The organism is Heyndrickxia shackletonii, assembly GCF_001420715.1.
Classification (GTDB): Bacteria; Bacillota; Bacilli; order Bacillales; family Bacillaceae_C; genus Margalitia; species Margalitia shackletonii.
The window spans coordinates 2401388-2419253 of sequence record NZ_LJJC01000004.1 but is presented as its reverse complement, the minus strand read 5'-3'; the positions used below and the strand labels follow the sequence as shown (position 1 = coordinate 2419253).

The window sequence follows — 17866 nt, the reverse complement described above, 5'->3', positions numbered from 1 at the left end:
ATGTATTCTCCTTTATTCTTTCATGTTTGACCTCTCCCTTCTTGACCGCTTGGAAATATCCGAGTGGTTTTTATTTTGGATAAATACTCATAAATATTAATCAGATGGAGGAATGAAAATGGTAGAAATGATTTGTTTATCAGTAGTAGCAATTGCAGGAATGATTTTAATATCAAAAGATGGGAGGTAGGATAATGTGGATTTATCAAATATTCCATTAGACACTTGGCTTGGACAGGGTATATTCTGTTTACTTTTTGTATGGTTGCTGATTGATACCCGAAAAGAAGCCAAGCAAAGGGAGGATAAACTTTCAGCACAAATTGATAGGCAAAATGAAGCACAAGAAAAAATAGCTTTATCCTTACAACGCGTAGAAACACAAATTGAAGAATTAAAGGAGGGTAAATAATGGCTGAAGTTACTCAAGACGCTTATATTGCACTAAGAACATACATCACATCTAATTGGAAAACTGTATCACTAAGGAATGATACAAATAGAGAAATTAAACGACTTACATACGATAGTTCAAAGGTTAAATGGACACATACTAAAACTACAGAACAAGTACAAACAGGTGTCAATGACTTTGACGAACCGATTTATGACTATGTAGAAGTCGAAAGCAATCAAACATTAGAATTAACAATTACTCTCGCTGGTGCTGATTTTTCACTTCCAGCAACAATTAGTAAATCAGTCATCCTTAACAGTAATAATAAGGAAATCAGCGTAGAAAGTTTTCAACCCTTTACTTTTGAAAATGCAGGAGATCAATTAACTATTAAGCACAAAATACAAGTACCTGCGATTGCGTAGGTGATGGATTATGCAAATTGAAGTAGTTTCGTATATTTCCCCGATCAACTCCCTCGCAAGTCACAATAAAGAAGTAAATTTGAAGAATGAAACAGTTGAATTAATATCCGCTATTAATCATCTTGTTTCAGAAGCAGAAGTGCCGAAAAAACAAACGATAGTAATTGAATCATATGTATCAACAATTAATGGTGCAATAGTCAAAAGTGGTAATGAAATACAAAACGTTACTATTTCCTTGTCATCATTTGTAAGCCCTATAAATGGCGAAATTGACGTTAGAATTAAAATAATACCTAATGTAACAGTTTGCGAATTAAGCACCATAGAGGGGCAATCTAGTTGCTATTACATAGAAAATCCTTCATTTGTGGAGGTGATTTAGATGTTACAAGGGGACACAGTAAGATTGCAGTGTCATTTTAAGACATTTGACGGAAAGTCAGTCGATCCAATCGACCTTAAATTGACTATTTATAATAGTAAAAAGGAACAAATTGAACAAATACCATTAGATGATACTCACAAAGAGAATGTGGGTATTTTTTATTACGATTACAGTCCTGCCAGTGAATTGAACGAATTTATTTTCGAGTTTGCTGGCAGTGTTAATAATAAACCTATCCTATCTAGGGGTAGAGTAGAAATTAAATTTAATCAATAGGAGGTCACAAAATGGCACAAGAAATCAGTTTTACACAGGAACAACTAGATGAAGCAATTCAAAACGCAAAGAATGAATGGGTTGAAAAGGAACTTAATCCTATCATTACTGAAAGGGATGAATTATTACAATTCAAACCAAAAGATTTATCGGATGAAGAAAAAGCGTTACAAACTAAACAACAGGAATTATTTGATAAAGAGATTCAATTCGAATTGAAATCAGCAGGACTTGAACAATTTGCAGGTGTCGTCAAAGTGACGAATACTGACGAATTAACAACGGTGATTGAATCACTTACAGGTATTGTAAATGATATTAAAGTATCACTAGGGTATATCCCCGACAATCACAAGCAACAAAATGAATACGATACCTTTGCACAAAAGAATGATACCAAAGGCATGATTGCAACAAAATTAAGTAAATTATTTGGGTAAATTGCACTTTAACAATATGTTGGAGTGCTTTTTATATTAAAAATATTGGGTAGCGACCTAAACGCTAAAGGAGAATTTATATTATGTTTAAATCTACGAACTTTACTGAATTAGAACAAATTTCATTAGCGAAAGAAATTGCAGTTATCGGAGTACAAGCAACACCATTTACATCAATGTTAATGGCAAAAGGAAATATTGAGAAAGCATTGTCTACTGTCTATACATGGAGAGAAAAGACACTTGATAAAACTGATGATTTATCCGCAGTTGAAGGTGAAGATACTGCAGTATTTTATGAATCAGCAAGAGCAGAACTAAATAACATTTTGGAAATCTTCAAGAAAGGTGCACAAATTTCAGGAACAGCAATTGCAATGAAATCAACTCAATTTGCAGAGGAAGTAAACGATCGCCTTCTTGAATTGAAAATTAACATGGAAAAGAAATTCATCAATGGATTGCGTAATGATGGTTCTGCAGCACCTTTCAAACGTCAACTAAGTGGATTAATTGAAATGGCTGACCCTTCCAATGCTGTAAGTGTGACAGGAAGTGTCACAGAAGATGATGTTAAAAAGGTTATGCGTAATCTTTGGAATCAAGATTTAGCAGAAGGTCAAGTTTATGCTTTTGTAAATGCTGACATTAAAGAACAAATTGACGCTATTTACAAAGACAAATATGGTTATAACCATGTAACTACTTCTTTCGGCTTGCTTGTAGATTCTATTAATACAAACTACGGAACTGTAAACTTTGTACTTAGTAAACACGTTCCAGCCGACAAAATTGTTGTATTCAATGATAACTATGTTGATCTTGCCTATCTTCGTGAGCCACACTTTGAGCCATTAGCAAAAACGGGTGATTCAATTAAAGGTCAAGTTATTGCTGAAGCAACATTAAAAGTAGGTTCTAAGAAAGGTGTAGCAGTTGTAACTGTTGCAAGTAAATAATTCATTACATAACAAGGAACGTTCTTCTTAAATGGGGAGCGTTCTTTTATTTAATCAAAAGGAGAAAAGAGGATGAATGACAGAGATATTTATTTTCTAAAACGCAGACATAAGAAAATTAGTATGCAAAAAATAGCGAAATATATTGGTTGCAGCCAGTCATTAATTTCACGTTATGAAATAGGTGACTGTTTAATGTCAGAAGAAAAGATACAGCTTTACAAAGAATTTATAGATAACTATAAAAAATAATCAAGAATTGAGAGGTGAAACAGTGAACAGATATAGAAATTCGTCATGACCACTTCCTTTTATTTCATGAATGAGCGTTTGAAGAAAAATGAACACTTCAAACAATATGCTCTAGGAATAAAAGGAGGAAGCATTTCACTATTTTGTGAGATGTGGTTAATGACGACAAATAATGTTGTCATAGGATGTTTATAATTAAAAGGTAGTGGGAGATTTTCAATCTTTCGCTAATTGATGAAAGAATATTACAAAGAAAAATGTCCATCTTGGGCAAATAACGTTGAGGTTAAAAATGATTTAATACTAGGTGATGATATAGACAGCTTAGCAACTTGCAATCTATTAACCGACATAACAAATGAAAATTGGAAAGTTAATTACTTCTATAATTTTAAGGATTTTTACATACATACTGAAACTGAATTATCGACTATCGGGGTTGATATGGCTTTTACAAGGAATGTGAAGTGTTTTGATAACCATGTATCAAAGGAACATTCTAATAGCCCATACAACCCTTTTTGTATGAATTTAAACTTATACAAAGGTGTTAGTCGTGAAAACTACGGTAAAAAGTATTCTATGTCAACTTTACTCATGGTTATGAGTTATTATGATATTCCTTTACCAAAGTCACAAGAAGGTAAGGAATTACTGTTAGCGGTTGATACAGCTTTTAAGGGATATTACAGTAGTTATTTTAACCCTATACATACTAATTGGCTTGAAATCTTAGAGTACACAGAATTAATTGACATTCTGAAACAAAGGGATAGTAAATATTTTTACGACATTATCAAATACTTTGGATTACATGAAAAAGTATGGATTGATGAAAATGGCTTTCTTCAATCAAATATTAAACTTGAAGAAATTCAGCCATATTTTGATTGGAAACTAGAATTACCTAAGCAACAGTTTTCTTTAAGGAAGGAATGTATTAGAGAAGGTCATGAAATAGGAAAGAAGAGTATCCCAGAAAGAAGTCAATTAATCTCATTAGCTTTTACATCTAAAAATTATATTTCTTATACATACAAAGCATAAGTGGGGTCAATTATGACCCTGCCCTTTTTTATTAAATAAGTTTGACTTTATTTGACTTTTGACCAAATTTGACTATAATAAAAATAGGAGGATTTACCTATGAAGAACTATTTTTTCTGTTACAACAAGCGTGTATCTGATTTTCTAAAATCGAAGGAAATACACCATATTACAGTGGCACAAGATCCAAAGACGAAGAAAATTTTTAGTTTATTTGAAATTAACGAGCCACTCAAAAAGGCACTTGATGAATATAAAACACAAACGAAATAAATAATATCTCTTTATCTAAATCTATCTATAATCGGAGGTCACTAAATGAGAGTTAGTGAATTAGTAACAATAGAACAAATTAAAAGCTGGAAATCTGGCGATATTATCACCATTAAAGCAGGAACAGGAGCAGGAAAAAGCTACTTCATCAAAAACAACCTTTATGCAAGAGCAAAAAAAAATAAGAGAAAGATATTATTTCTCATACATAGAACTAATTGCGTGAATCAGTTTCAGTTAGAAATTGAACATGATAAAAAGACCGACAATATACATATTATGACATATCAGAAACTCGAAGCAATTTATAAAAATGGTGGAAGTTTTGACTTTACACCCTATAAATATATCGTTTGTGATGAGTTCCATTATTTTATGTCAGACGCTTCGTTTAATAAAACAACTGATATTTCATTAAATAGGATTCTTGAACAAAATAAAAAAATAAGAATCTTCATGTCTGCGACTGGTGACTATATGACAAAATACATACGAAAATATAAAAAATTGAATACAAAGGATTATGAATTACCAATTGATTTTAGCTTTATAAAAGAATTAACTTTTTTCAATAAAGATGAATCATTGGAAAAGTTTATTGAGGAAGCTATTAAGAAAAATCATAAAGGAATATTTTTCATTCAATCTGCCAAGAAAGCGTACAATTTGTATGAAAAATATAAGGAGCATTGTTTATTCAACTGCAGTAAATCAAACGCAGATTACTATAAATATGTTGATGAAGAAAAAATAAATCAAATGCTACTAAAAGAACAGTTCGAGGAAAAAATCCTTATAACTACAACTTGTTTAGACGCTGGTGTGAATATTATTGATCCTGATTTAAAGCATATTGTTTGTGATGTGAACGATACAGGAACACTTATTCAATGTATAGGTAGAAAACGACTGGAAAATAAAGATGACCACATTTATCTTTACATCAAGACAATAAACAATCAAACACTTGGAGGATTTCAAACACAGTTATCAAAGAAACTTGAAATGGCAAGATTCTTAAGAAAACATACAGTACAGGAATACATTGAGAAGTATCCGAGAGATTATGATAAATGGAGCATTGTTTATGATGATGTTGTAGAAGGTGAATCAGACAAAGGCACTAAGAAGGTAAATGACTTAATGTATTTTAAATGTCTTACTGATGGTTCAGAAATAGATATTATGTTAAGTCAAGGTGATTTTGGTTATTGCAAGGTAATTGCAAGGAAATTTGGTTTCTATGATGAATATGACGGATACCAATACAGAGTGATTGAGGAAGAATACGAGAATAACCAATTAGAAACTTATCTTGATAATGTAGTTGGAAAAGTAATGTTGAATAAAAGCGACAGGAAGGAACTGATTGAAAAAGTCAATGTCAAACAGGATGGAAAACTGTTAAAGAGTTTAGATAGCTTAAATTCTGCATTAAGAGAACGTAATATTGATTTTTTCATTAAGCAATTTGAAACAAGTCGTGTACTTGAAGGTAAGAAGAAAAAATATAAATCAGCATGGAAGGTTATGAAATTGGTAGAAAAATAGTTTTACCCCCCTAAATGAGCGTAAACCTCTTTATAGAGCTTGTCGCCCAAAAAAGGGGGTAGATTTAAAATATTCACCCCTAGGGACTAACTTTTCCGCTATCGCTACAAAGTAAGTCCTTCCCCTCAAGGGGAAATCTTATCTTTCTTAGGATGGTTTATTATGAACTGTCCTTTTTTCTATTCACAAATATAATCATTGGAGGAATATATAATGAAGCAAATTATTAATAGTATTCAATTACATATCAATGAATTACAGGATAATGTAGCACATTTAAAGGAAATTAATGATAACCAATTTAAATTGTATGATGAAGCGTTGTCCATCATGGACAAAATGGAAGGTGATAAGTAATGAATATTTATCAAGCATTACAAAATGTATCCTATAAGAAACAGGAATACTTTAAATGGAAACATGATATAAGATTCAATCAGTCCATTCCTAAGAAATCAGAAGAAGAATTTCTAAAGGTTGTTGATTTGAAATCATTAAACACTTTTCATAGGTGGGAACGATCACAGGAATATAAAAATTTATTATTGTTACTGTTAGAATCAAAAGTTGCAAATGATTTTGATGAAATATACAGAGTAGTTACGGATAAGGCAAAGGATGGAGATGAGAAATCTATTCGTCTCTTTTTGTCTATGCAGAAGGATATACAATCAAATGCAAAATTGGCAGCACAAACATTTACAAGTGTTGAAGATGAAGAAGATACGGAAGATGATGATTTAGATTTAAGTTGAGGGGGGACTATATTTAGTCCTCCTTTTTTTATTGGAGGTGAGTAGATGGCGGTTAAAAGTAAAAATAAGAAATTGGACAAGGTCATGAAGGACTTTCGATTGTTTGCTAAGAATTTTATTAAGATTATTGATAATAATGGGGATACTATACCTTTTACATTGAATCCTGAACAGGAACAATTCACAAATGAAATGGTTAAATATAATATCATTTTGAAAGGTCGTCAGATAGGATTTACAACGTGGTCATTGGCTTATATGTTGTATTCCGCATGTACTAAGCCCGATACAAACTATTTAATGATGACACACCATAATAAAGTTACACAAAGTTTACTAAGACGTATCAATAAAATGTACAACTCTCTTCCACATGATAACCCTAAGTATTCTCATTTGTTCCCTAAAAAGTTAATTAGCAACAGGGATGAAATATATTTTGATAATGGTTCACGTATTCAAGTTGCTACTGCTGGCGGTGAAGATAGTATAAGTGGTAACACATTTGAATTAATTCATCTATCAGAAATGGCTAAATATCCAAATGAAGCCCAGGAAGAAATCATTGCTACAAGTATTCCTGCCCTTGCAAAGAACCCAAATAGTAAGATCATTATTGAATCTACAGCAATGGGCTATAACGTATATCAAGAAATGTTTGTTAAGGCATACAGAGGTAAGGAATCAGTATGGAAAGCACACTTTTACAGTTGGCTTGCAAAAGCATATAGTGAACAATTTAAACATTCATTTGATGAAGCCGAGACATGGTACAAGTTACATAATCATGGTAAGAGATTGACATATGATGAACTTGAACATGATGAAAGGATTCTTAGGGATAAATATAAGGCAACTTTTAGACAGTTAATGTTTAGACGTTATTATATAGAAACAAATTCATTAGAAAAGTTTATGCGTGAATTTCCCACTACTCCAGATGAAGCATTTGCAGAAAGTAATAATGCTGTATTTGATACTAAGAAAATATTAGAAAGGTTACAGAACGTCATACCACCACTTGAAACTAAGGAAATATATGACGAATTGCCGGACATTTTAAAGCCATATATTAATAATAGTTTATTCATCTACCATTTACCTAAGAAGGGAATTAAACATTATGCAGGTGTTGACGTTGCTTCGGGTACTGGTGGAGATAATTCTACAATGGCTATTTATAATGCTGATGGTCAACAAATGGCTTCATTCTATGCAAATGAAATTCCTGTCTACAAGTTTGCGGAAATCGTAAACAGTTTAGGCAGGTATTTTAATTATGCCTTTATTTGTGTGGAAAGGAATAGTTATGGGTTGCCTCTTCTTGAAAAGTTACGAAAGGAATATGGTTATTTGAATCTATTGAAACAGAAAATATTTGACCAAAAGGGTAAGAAGAAACTTCAACTTGGATTCATGACCACTACCACAACGAAGCCGATAATCATAAATGATTTAAAGGAAAACTTTGAATTAGGCATGATTAATATAGAATGTGTTGAGACACTGGAAGAAATGAAAATCTATCAAGAGGTTAAAGGGAAAATGGGCAATAAAAAAGGTGCTAATTTGCATGATGACTTAGTTATTGCTACAGCTATGATGTGCCAAGCAATGAAGCAAAGTAAATATTATGTAGATATTTGAGGTTAGGTTCAGCCAAGAACTTAGACCTCTTTTTAATTTGTAAAGGAGGAATAAAAATTGAGTGATAAATTAGATCAGTACATAAATGATAAATATGACAATGCTAGTGATTGGTTTATTGAGGAAGTACAATCTATAAGCAATCAACAACGTGTATTAGATGTAATGGATAAAAAGAAATATCTAAATGGAAGTCATAAGATTAAGCAGACCCCAAGTTATAAATATAATGGCAAAGAGTTTAATCCTAGACGAATTGTATTGCAGTATGCTAAGACGTTATTGTCATTTCAGCAAAATTATCTGCTTGGAAACCCGATTACATTTACAGGTAATGAAGATATTGTAAAGGAATTTCTTAGAGTAAATAAGCAAGGTAAGTATAATCGTTTAAATCAGAAGATACTTGATAAGGTGCTGAAATATGGTTCAGTAGCAGAGTATGTATATTTGGATGGAAAGGTAATTAAATCAAAGTTGATTGATCCAAGTGAGGGCTTTCCTGTTTATGATAACGAGAATAATCTTATTGCTTTTATTGAAGCGTATGTGAGTGATGGGATTAGTTATTATAATGTGTTTACTGATAAGTATGTGGAGAAATATAACAATGAAGGTGATACGCTGAAATTAATAGACAGGAAGGTATCATTAAGTGGAATGCCTATTGTCTATCATAATGATAATGAATTATCAGATGTAGAAGGTAGAAGTGAATTAGATGATTGGATAGAGATATTGGACAGTATGGAGGACTTAATAAGTAAATATACTGATTCGTTCTACAAATTCATTGATCCGATATTTATTACTAAAGGTCAGACACTAAAAGGTGAATCTATACCAAGTGAAATTGTTGGAAAAGGTATAAATATGGATGATGGAGCAGATGCAGAGTTTTTGAGTAATAAATTAGATTATAAATCCTTTGAAACGATCTATAAGACGTTATTGCAATCGTTATTAGATACAAGTAGTACACCTGCTGTAAGTATGAATAAGACAGACATAAGCAATTTGTCGGAAGTAAGTTTAAAACTATTATTCTCATTAGCGGATGAAAAGGCAGGGTTAAATGAACAATTCATGCGTGAAGGTATTGAACAGAGAAATGAGAAGATTAGAAAGTTGTTAGCATTACAGGGAGTGACATTTGATGAAGAATCATTTGATACATTAGATTTCGTGTTTCATTATAACCAACCTTCTAATGATAAAGAAACGATTGAAAACCTAGAGAAGTTAAATGGTATGGGGGCTATTAGTTTAGAAACGATATTGGCTAAGAATCCTTATGTAAATGATGTGGCTACAGAATTAAAAAGGTTGTCCAATGTGGATAATAAAAAGGGAAATAACGAGGGAAATAATCATAATGATAAACAGGTCAGTTAAATTGACATGAATGGGTGCGAAGTTTAATAGAAATGTTGTAGTGTCAAGGTTAGATACTTTACATACTATATTAAACTTCACGCCCCTGTTATTATATTTTTTGTTGATTTTTTTAAAATAATGGGTTAGAATTATTGTCAACTAGAAAATTTTCTGAAAAATAGGCAAAGTTGAGTAGTACCAACACTTTTGGGGGTATGAAAGATTGCTACCTATAACAATGATTATGTTAACTTGGCTAATCCTTATCATAATAAATCTTAGATACAGGATAAGATACCTATTTTTTGGAAGAAATTCTTATAAAATTTTGCTTTTATTAGTCCATTTAATAGGATAGCCGATACCCCAAAGTCAAAAAATCAGCCCCCTAGCATACCATTTTACACACCCAATAAAAAAATTCATAAACTTCAAAGGATTCCCATATTTTATATCGAATGTACTAGATAAAAAGATATAAGGGGGGATTTTTATATTTATCTTTATTATTGTTGTTGTTGTAATACTTGTAATTGGCTATGCTGTATCGGCTTCACAAACAAAACATGACAAAAAAGTAAATCAAACAAGGGTAAATGTTAGAACAGACATTCAAAACAATTTACACTCCAAGGATTTTTACATAACAAGAAATTATCTTTCAGAGGAAAGTAGAAGTGGGATTTATTATGATGAAAAAAGTAAACGTTTTGCAGTCATAAAATTATCTCGAAAAAAATCTGATCCAACTCAATATCATTATTCACTAAAATTAATAGAATCAAAGGATATTGTAGAATCTGAAATTCTTCAAGATGATGTATCCATTACTAAAACGTCAAGAGGTGGACAACTAGCTGGTGCATTAATCGGTGGAGTTATTGCAGGTGGTGTTGGTGCTGTAATTGGTGGTGTTACTTCTTCTAAATCTACTACTGAAAAGATAAAGAAATTAACATTAAGGATTACAGTAAATGATACAAGCCAACCTATTATTGATGTTGTCTTTGCTGATTTTCCATCACCGAAGAATAAGAATGAAATTAAATTCACTGTAGATAGTATTGATTATTTTCATAAAGTTATAAGCGTCTTATTAAAACAGAATGAAAATGAAAAAAATCAAGTAATAATGCCTAATGCTATAAATTCTGTTGCAGATGAACTAAGGAAACTATCTGAACTAAAAAATGATGGTATTTTATCAGATGATGAGTTTCAACAACAAAAACAAAAAATACTCTCGAATTGAGGTGATTTACACATGATGGATAAGTTAATAGAGATGGATAAGAACCTAAGAATAGGACTTCTCTTGACCGCCTTCTTTTTGTCTTTTATTATATTTTTTGCTACTAGCAGTGGATGGTTTGTGTTATTAGGATTTGTTTTTATAGGAATACTTATAGTTTCCAATATTAAATATGATAAAAAGTATCGTGAAAATATTGAAAGTTCTTTAGAAGAAACTTTAAATCAATACGGTTTTGTATCAGATGTTTCTTATTTAAGTGATGACTACATTTCAGGAATAGCAATAAATGAATCTACACAGAAATTAGCTTTGCTAAAGAGAAATGCTAGGAATCAACCTTTTGTATTTAAAACGTTTGATTTTAATGAAGTTTTAGAGTCAGAAATAATTGAAGATGGTGCTTCAATAACTAAAACTTCAAGAGGAAGTCAAATAGGTGGTGCAATTGTTGGAGGAGCGTTAGCGGGTGGAGTTGGAGCAGTTATAGGTGGATTGAGTGCAAAACAAACATCAAATGAACGTGTTTATAGGGTTACATTAAACATAGTTGTAAATGATTTATTAAATCCAATTTACGAGATTAACTTTCTAAATGTCACTAATCCTCTAGATAAAAATAGTGAATTAGTAAGAGGTATGTATTCAGACATAAACAAATGGCATAAAATGATAAGTGTCATTTTAAAGAGAAATCAATTAAATAGTTAGCAATGTAAATAAGAGGTGTCAATATTTGATACTTCTTTTTTTATATAAAAAGAGAGGAATGATATTATGAATAACCTTCAACGTGTCCAATTAGAAACAAAAGGAGTTAAGTTAGATCAGTCAGAATTGTCTATTTATCTCCAAGAAAACGACTTGCAGCCATTTGATGAATATAACCCACAATCAGCAACAAATAAACGGAATATTTATCGTAGTGCATTAAGTGTACTTGAAAGTATCGCTTCATCACCCGACACTATGAAGTCATATAAGATGGATGATATTACCATACGGGATTTTCACGCAAAAGTATTGAATCAGATTGACAATTTGGAACGGAAAATAAGGCAAATGAAAACGGATGATCAGTTAAAAGGGGAATCTAACTTTTTCATGTTGTTTGCGGATTAAAAAAGGGTACTGCAATATTGCAATACCAAAAGTAGTTATAAAAAATATGCGAAAATTGTCGCAGTTTAATTATAACATTAATGGAATTTTACTGTAAATGATATAGTACAAAAGGAGGTATATAAATGTTTAATCTAGTTGATGACTTTCAATATATATTAGATAGTTTAGGTGTAGATGTTCAGATTAATGCAGTATCTACAAAGGCAGTAATAACTAATACACCTGTAAATGCTAATTATGATGATAAGAAGATCAATACACTTGATGTAATTAAACGCGGTGACAAGGTTAATTATGGTGATGGAGTGTTTTTAATCATTTCAGAGGTTAATGGGAATAGATACGGAAAATATAAAGCATTATTGAGAAGAACTAATTTTAGTTTACCTATTAAAATTGACGAAATAAAAGAGTTAGTTGGAACTAATGATTTTGGTGAACCCGTTTATAAAATAACTCCAATTAATGTAAATGAAGAATGTATAGTTGCTAATCAAACTGCTTCAGTGGAAAACGGTTCTATTAGATTACCAAATGGAAATATTGATTTAATGTTCCAAGACAATGAGAATACAAAGAAGATTAAACTTAACGACACCTTCACAGTAGCAGGACAGAAGTATAAGGTAATTGGATTTGATAATACTGAAATAGGATTAATTATTGCTAAATGTGAAAAAACTACTGCACTAAATTAGAAATATTATGATAAACCGATATTAAGTTATTGCAAAAGTCCACCCTATAAATTATAATAAATGTAATAATTTTCATACAAAATGTGGACAGTATAAACGTTGGTATATCAACATTTTTCATTAAATTTTAGATGATGTTCAGCAAGTGTATCATAATGTGGATTTAGGGGAGTAATGCAAAAAGCAGATCTTGAGAAGATCTGCTTTTTTAGATAATAGAGAATTCCATGTCCGTTGAGTCGCCAACCGTAATCCCTCGAGTTACTTTATAGCTCCTGCTACATCATACAAATCCAGGTCAATGTCAGTTTTGCTACCTAGGGCAAGCTTAGCAAGCTCTGATCCAATAAACGGCCCCATTGTTAATCCTGATGCCCCAAGTCCATTTGCCACAAAAATACCTTTATACCCAGGTAGTTCCCCGATAACGGGTAAAAATTCAGGAGTAAAAGGACGAAATCCAACTCTAGTTTCCATATATGTACTTTCCATTAATCCTGGAGCAATCTCCAACGCTTTGTTGAAAATTTCCTGCATTCCACCGGCAGTAATTCGAGTATCGAATCCCACATTATTTTCATGTGTTGCCCCAATCACAATCCGGCCTTCGTCAAAAGCTAATAGATATTGATCACTTGGAGGTATCACTACGGGCCATTCACTTGTATTTACTTGAGGTAATTCCAAATGAATAATTTGAGCCTTTTGAAAATGAACTTGAAAGTTTACGCCAAGCAGCTCTAAAAGTTGATTTGCCCATGCTCCAGCTGTAACAATGACGGAATCAGCAAAAATGGAGTTTCCATCTACGGAAATACCCGAAACTTGCTTGCCTTCAAATAGGAGTGTAGCATCACCAATGATGATTTTTGCACCATGTTTTTTGGCCCCATTTAATAAGGAATCACGAAGTGCTCGTCCATCAACGCGTGCAGCTCCGCTGACGTGAACCGCACCATAGCCATCAGCAAGCGGGGGAAACAATTCTCGCGTTTCTTCGGGAGTGAGGATGGACACTTCTCCCATTTCGGGTGCTTCATCTTTACGCTTCAAAGCCCGCTTCTCCATAGCTATCAGTTTTTCCTCATCCCTATGGATACTGATAGCACCTACCCGCGCATACCCTGTATTTTTTTCGTGATCTTTTTCAAGTTCTTTTATAAGAGTTGGATAATATTTTGCTCCGCCCTTAGCCAATTGGTACCACGCTTTATTCCTTCTCTGTGAGAGCCATGGACATACAATCCCTGCCGCTGCATCTGTTGCCTGACCAATGTCTTTTCGATCTACGACTATTACTTCCGCTTTTGCTTTTGCAAGATGATAGGCAGTGGAGGCACCGAGAATTCCTGCTCCAACCACAATATACTTTTTCATAAAAAACATCCTTTTTTTAACTTTAGTCCAGATTAATGATAACCATGAACACCTATTTAATTCAAGAAATCTTATTAAATTGGTTTGAAACAATTAATGAAACCCAATAAATGAATTTTTTGTCTTTAAAGGTGTCTTTACATCTGTACATTAAAGTGTTATATTTCATGTTGGAATAAGTAATTATTTGTGAAACTATTATTCTCAAAAAATTTACATTATAGAAGGAGTACATCATTATGGAAAAAAGTATAGCGGTGTCTCAAAGAAAACTGCTTCTCATCTCCGGTACAGGGTGGATGTTTGATGCCTTGGATGTAGGTATTTTATCCTTTGTAATTGCTGCACTTGCAAAGGATTGGAATCTAAACCCTGCACAAATGGGGTGGATTGGCAGTATTAATTCTATCGGAATGGCTGTCGGGGCCCTCCTTTTTGGGATATTAGCGGATAAATTTGGGCGAAAATCCATTTTTATGATCACTTTATTGTTCTTTTCTATTGGCAGTGGACTTTCAGCACTTGCACCAACCTTAACTATTTTTCTTATTTTACGTTTTCTCATTGGTATGGGGTTAGGAGGAGAATTACCGGTAGCTTCGACTCTCGTTTCCGAGAGTGTTCCGACGAAAGACAGAGGAAGAGTAGTTGTTTTATTAGAAAGCTTTTGGGCTGGCGGCTGGTTAATTGCGGCGCTTATTTCTTATTTTGTTATCCCGAAATTTGGCTGGCAAATTGCATTATTAATTTGTACCATTCCAGCTTTCTATGCTTTATATTTACGCTTAAGCCTACCTGATTCACCAAGATTTCAAACGGTGAATAAAGAAAAGCGCGAATCTGTCCTTAAAAAAATCAAACAAGTTTGGTCTAAAAAATATGCAAAAAGAACATTAATGCTATGGGTTGTCTGGTTTACAGTCGTATTTTCTTATTACGGAATGTTTCTATGGCTTCCAAGTGTAATGGTATTAAAGGGATTCAGCCTTATTAAAAGCTTTGAATATGTGTTAATCATGACGTTAGCACAGCTCCCTGGCTATTTTATGGCAGCTTGGCTAATTGAAAAAGTAGGTAGAAAATTTGTTCTCGTAACTTTTTTACTGGGAACAGCAATATTTGCTTACCTTTTTGGAAATGGGGAAAGCTTAACGATGCTAATTGTGTCCGGAATGTTCCTTTCTTTCTTTAATTTAGGCGCATGGGGAGCACTTTACGCCTATTCACCAGAGCAATATCCAACGGTTATCCGTGGAACAGGTACAGGTATGGCGGCAGCTTTTGGACGAATTGGAGGTATTTTCGGTCCATTATTAGTGGGAAATCTTGTATCTCAAAAAGTATCCACTGATTATATTTTTACAATTTTTTGCATATCCATTGTTATTGGCGTATTATTCGTTTTGTTCCTTGGTAAGGAAACGAAGCAAGTGGAGCTTGATTAGTATAAAAAGCTATCCTGTTGGGATAGCTTTTTTTGTCATACTTGGTAAGGATTATTAGATCTATATTTAGTGTAAACTCGCATTTGACTAACTTTTCTAAATTTTCATTGCGCATTTTTTTGATGTTACATATAATATTTTATAAGAAGACGTTCAAATTAATTTGAACGATAAATAAAAATTGAAGGTGACAGGAAATATGAAGGAACAATTGGAGGTATATGAAATTACCACGCTTGAGGAAGCGAAGGTATTAACAAATGAATTAAGGATGAAGATATTTTCCATTTATTTTGACCAAAAACCGAGATCAGCAAAGCAACTCGCGGATGAACTTGGCCTTTCACCCTCGAAGGTTCATTACCATATTCGGGAGTTAGTAAAGGTGGGACTCCTCTTTCTGTATGATACAAAGGAGGTAAACGGGATTATCGAAAAATACTATTTGCCGATTGCGAAGGATGTAAGGATTTTAATCAACCAGTTAGATACAGAAGGGAAACAGCAAATAGTAGATAAAACGATAAGCGATATGAAAAAACAGCTATTAGAGTCTTTTGATCATCATCCGGACCATAGTTTATTCCGAAGTTTAAATTTGCATCTAAATCTAACGGAGAAACAAGAATTAGAAACAGAATTAATTACTTTAATGGAGAAGTGGGAGAAGAGAATCAAATCCAGAGAACCTAAGGGCGATAAAAATTATGGAATTTTTATTTCCATGTTTGCAAAATCTTAATCCAATGGGGGAAAACAAGTGGAAGGTTATAAGGGGTTTCAATCATTTTTATTCTTATGGGGCGGTCAATTAGGGTCCTTATTAGGTTCAAGTTTAACATCCTTTGCTTTAGGGGTATATATTTTGCAAAAGACGGGGTCTGTATCCAATTTTGCGATTACACTGCTTTGTATGTCTATTCCAGGTCTTCTCATTTCACCATTTGCCGGTGCACTCGTAGACAAGTGGAATCGAAAAGGGATGATGCTTGCAAGCGATTGTTTATCAGGAATTGCAACACTCGGAATATTTGTTACCCTTTTCTTTTCGCAACTTCAGTTATGGCATATATATACAGCTGTCATCATGTGGTCCATTGCGGGGGCAATGCAGTTCCCAGCTTATCAAGCGATTGTGGCGCAAATCGTAGAAAAGAAACATCTTGGACGTGCAAACGGTCTTATTCAAATGTCAGATGCCGCTTCCAGTATAGTTGCTCCACCAATTGCAGGCATCTTACTGCCTTTTATACATCTTCAGGGAATCCTCATCATCGATTTCTTATCTTTCTTTTTAGCAATATTCTCTTTGTTAGTTGTAAAAATTCCGCCAATACATGCTTCTGAATCCTTTAGAAAAAAACAATCCATTTTAATCGATATTAAAGACGGAATTCAATATTTACGGCTGAACAAGGCTTTGTTATGGTTTTTAACTTATTTTTCATTGGCTAATTTTATACTAGGATTCGAAAATGTCCTGCTACAACCGTTAATCCTCTCCATAAGTAATACAAAAAGCCTTGGATTTGTTATGTCATGTATTGGAGTAAGCATGGTTTTAGGCGGATTGGTGATGAGTGCTTGGGGTGGTCCGAAACGAAAAACAAGAGGTGTTTTTGGATTTGGCCTAATTAGCTCCATCTGTTTTACCTTCATTTGGATTTGCCATTCTATTCCGGTGATGTGCATATTTATCTTCCTATCCTTTTTCTTTTTACCTTTTGGAAATACGTGTTCGCAGGTTATTTGGCAAAGTAAAGTGGAACTTAACATCCAAGGTCGTGTATTCGCTTTACGCAGAATGATTGCCATGTCCCTTATGCCAATTTCCTACTTATTATCAGCACCACTATTAGATCATGTATTTACCCCGTTGATGGACTCTCATGCACTTGGCGGCCAATTTCTTGGTGGATGGTTTGGAGTGGGTGAAAATGGCGGAATACGATTGTTTCTGATGATTTTAGGGTTGATTTGGGTTTTAACGTCGGTTATTCTTTCATTTCATAAAGAAATTAAATTATTGGATGAGGATAATAAACTAAAGGATTCTGTCGTTCCTGCTTCTGTTTCGTAGACTTGGCCTGTTCTTAGTGCAGGCTCTTTCTTTTGTCACTTATATTGAAAGATATTCATTTCCGTTTTTTTGCATTTGATTCCATTGTAAAAACTATATTAA

22 protein-coding genes are annotated in these 17866 nt (G+C 33.0%); 21 read left to right on the top strand and 1 reads right to left on the bottom strand.

Going from position 1 to position 17866, the window contains the following annotated elements:
• Nucleotides 1–196 precede the first annotated feature (196 nt).
• The 18 genes from AN964_RS11525 to AN964_RS11455 all read left to right on the top strand — a co-directional run bounded on the left by AN964_RS11525 (nucleotide 197) and on the right by AN964_RS11455 (nucleotide 12862).
• Entirely contained in the window at nucleotides 197–412 is a 216-nt protein-coding gene (locus tag AN964_RS11525) for a BhlA/UviB family holin-like peptide (RefSeq protein ID WP_055739817.1), read from the top strand.
• Nucleotides 412–822: a hypothetical protein gene (locus tag AN964_RS11520; RefSeq protein WP_055739816.1), complete on the top strand. Its 411-nt coding sequence runs from the start codon at nucleotides 412–414 to the stop codon at nucleotides 820–822. Before AN964_RS11525 ends, AN964_RS11520 begins: the two co-directional genes overlap by 1 nt.
• 10 nt (nucleotides 823–832) lie before the next feature.
• On the top strand, nucleotides 833–1207 hold the full coding sequence (locus AN964_RS11515) for a hypothetical protein (RefSeq protein WP_055739815.1): 375 nt from the start codon (nucleotides 833–835) through the stop codon (nucleotides 1205–1207).
• On the top strand, nucleotides 1208–1486 hold the full coding sequence (locus AN964_RS11510; protein WP_055739814.1) for a hypothetical protein: 279 nt from the start codon (nucleotides 1208–1210) through the stop codon (nucleotides 1484–1486).
• An 11-nt stretch (nucleotides 1487–1497) separates the two neighbouring features.
• The gene (locus AN964_RS11505) at nucleotides 1498–1926 is read left to right on the top strand and encodes a hypothetical protein (RefSeq protein WP_055739813.1); all 429 of its coding nucleotides are present in this window, start codon (nucleotides 1498–1500) and stop codon (nucleotides 1924–1926) included.
• A gap of 83 nt (nucleotides 1927–2009) precedes the next feature.
• Nucleotides 2010–2885, top strand: a complete 876-nt coding sequence (locus tag AN964_RS11500) for an SU10 major capsid protein (protein WP_055739812.1) — start codon at nucleotides 2010–2012, stop codon at nucleotides 2883–2885.
• Nucleotides 2886–2957: 72 nt separating this feature from the next.
• Nucleotides 2958–3137 (top strand): helix-turn-helix domain-containing protein, encoded by a 180-nt coding sequence (locus AN964_RS11495; RefSeq protein WP_055739811.1) that lies wholly within the window; start codon nucleotides 2958–2960, stop codon nucleotides 3135–3137.
• Between the two features lie 231 nt (nucleotides 3138–3368).
• The gene (locus AN964_RS11490) at nucleotides 3369–4184 is read left to right on the top strand and encodes a hypothetical protein (protein WP_213083979.1); all 816 of its coding nucleotides are present in this window, start codon (nucleotides 3369–3371) and stop codon (nucleotides 4182–4184) included.
• Between the two features lie 99 nt (nucleotides 4185–4283).
• A complete protein-coding gene (locus AN964_RS26680) occupies nucleotides 4284–4457 on the top strand; it encodes a hypothetical protein (protein ID WP_163258638.1) in 174 nt (57 codons plus the stop codon).
• 45 nt (nucleotides 4458–4502) lie between these two features.
• Complete coding sequence (locus AN964_RS11485; protein WP_055739809.1) at nucleotides 4503–6008, top strand: DEAD/DEAH box helicase family protein; 1506 nt, start codon at nucleotides 4503–4505, stop codon at nucleotides 6006–6008.
• A gap of 213 nt (nucleotides 6009–6221) precedes the next feature.
• The gene (locus tag AN964_RS26345) at nucleotides 6222–6365 is read left to right on the top strand and encodes a hypothetical protein (RefSeq protein ID WP_161809236.1); all 144 of its coding nucleotides are present in this window, start codon (nucleotides 6222–6224) and stop codon (nucleotides 6363–6365) included.
• Nucleotides 6365–6763, top strand: a complete 399-nt coding sequence (locus AN964_RS11480; protein ID WP_055739808.1) for a hypothetical protein — start codon at nucleotides 6365–6367, stop codon at nucleotides 6761–6763. The genes AN964_RS26345 and AN964_RS11480 overlap by 1 nt, the downstream gene beginning before the upstream one ends.
• Nucleotides 6764–6808: 45 nt before the next feature.
• Nucleotides 6809–8410, top strand: a complete 1602-nt coding sequence (locus AN964_RS11475) for a terminase large subunit domain-containing protein (protein WP_055739807.1) — start codon at nucleotides 6809–6811, stop codon at nucleotides 8408–8410.
• A gap of 57 nt (nucleotides 8411–8467) precedes the next feature.
• Nucleotides 8468–9805 carry a phage portal protein gene (locus tag AN964_RS11470; protein WP_055739806.1) on the top strand — a complete coding sequence of 446 codons (1338 nt, stop codon included), beginning with the start codon at nucleotides 8468–8470 and terminating at the stop codon, nucleotides 9803–9805.
• A gap of 469 nt (nucleotides 9806–10274) precedes the next feature.
• Nucleotides 10275–11039: an SHOCT domain-containing protein gene (locus AN964_RS27660; RefSeq protein WP_152982419.1), complete on the top strand. Its 765-nt coding sequence runs from the start codon at nucleotides 10275–10277 to the stop codon at nucleotides 11037–11039.
• A gap of 12 nt (nucleotides 11040–11051) precedes the next feature.
• Nucleotides 11052–11750 carry a hypothetical protein gene (locus AN964_RS11465; RefSeq protein ID WP_055739805.1) on the top strand — a complete coding sequence of 233 codons (699 nt, stop codon included), beginning with the start codon at nucleotides 11052–11054 and terminating at the stop codon, nucleotides 11748–11750.
• A 66-nt stretch (nucleotides 11751–11816) separates the two neighbouring features.
• Nucleotides 11817–12161, top strand: coding sequence for a hypothetical protein (locus AN964_RS11460; RefSeq protein ID WP_055739804.1), 345 nt, complete (start codon nucleotides 11817–11819; stop codon nucleotides 12159–12161).
• Between the two features lie 125 nt (nucleotides 12162–12286).
• Nucleotides 12287–12862 carry a hypothetical protein gene (locus tag AN964_RS11455; protein WP_055739803.1) on the top strand — a complete coding sequence of 192 codons (576 nt, stop codon included), beginning with the start codon at nucleotides 12287–12289 and terminating at the stop codon, nucleotides 12860–12862.
• Between the two features lie 261 nt (nucleotides 12863–13123).
• On the opposite strand, the gene AN964_RS11450 is transcribed toward AN964_RS11455, so the two are convergent.
• A complete protein-coding gene (locus AN964_RS11450; protein WP_280513056.1) occupies nucleotides 13124–14248 on the bottom strand; it encodes an NAD(P)/FAD-dependent oxidoreductase in 1125 nt (374 codons plus the stop codon).
• 230 nt (nucleotides 14249–14478) lie between these two features.
• Here AN964_RS11450 and AN964_RS11445 point away from each other — a divergent pair, with 230 nt between their 5' ends.
• The 3 genes from AN964_RS11445 to AN964_RS11435 all read left to right on the top strand — a co-directional run bounded on the left by AN964_RS11445 (nucleotide 14479) and on the right by AN964_RS11435 (nucleotide 17764).
• Nucleotides 14479–15684, top strand: a complete 1206-nt coding sequence (locus AN964_RS11445; protein WP_055739801.1) for an MFS transporter — start codon at nucleotides 14479–14481, stop codon at nucleotides 15682–15684.
• Between the two features lie 199 nt (nucleotides 15685–15883).
• Entirely contained in the window at nucleotides 15884–16426 is a 543-nt protein-coding gene (locus AN964_RS11440) for an ArsR/SmtB family transcription factor (protein ID WP_055739800.1), read from the top strand.
• Between the two features lie 18 nt (nucleotides 16427–16444).
• Nucleotides 16445–17764 carry an MFS transporter gene (locus AN964_RS11435; protein WP_055739799.1) on the top strand — a complete coding sequence of 440 codons (1320 nt, stop codon included), beginning with the start codon at nucleotides 16445–16447 and terminating at the stop codon, nucleotides 17762–17764.
• Nucleotides 17765–17866 lie beyond the last annotated feature (102 nt).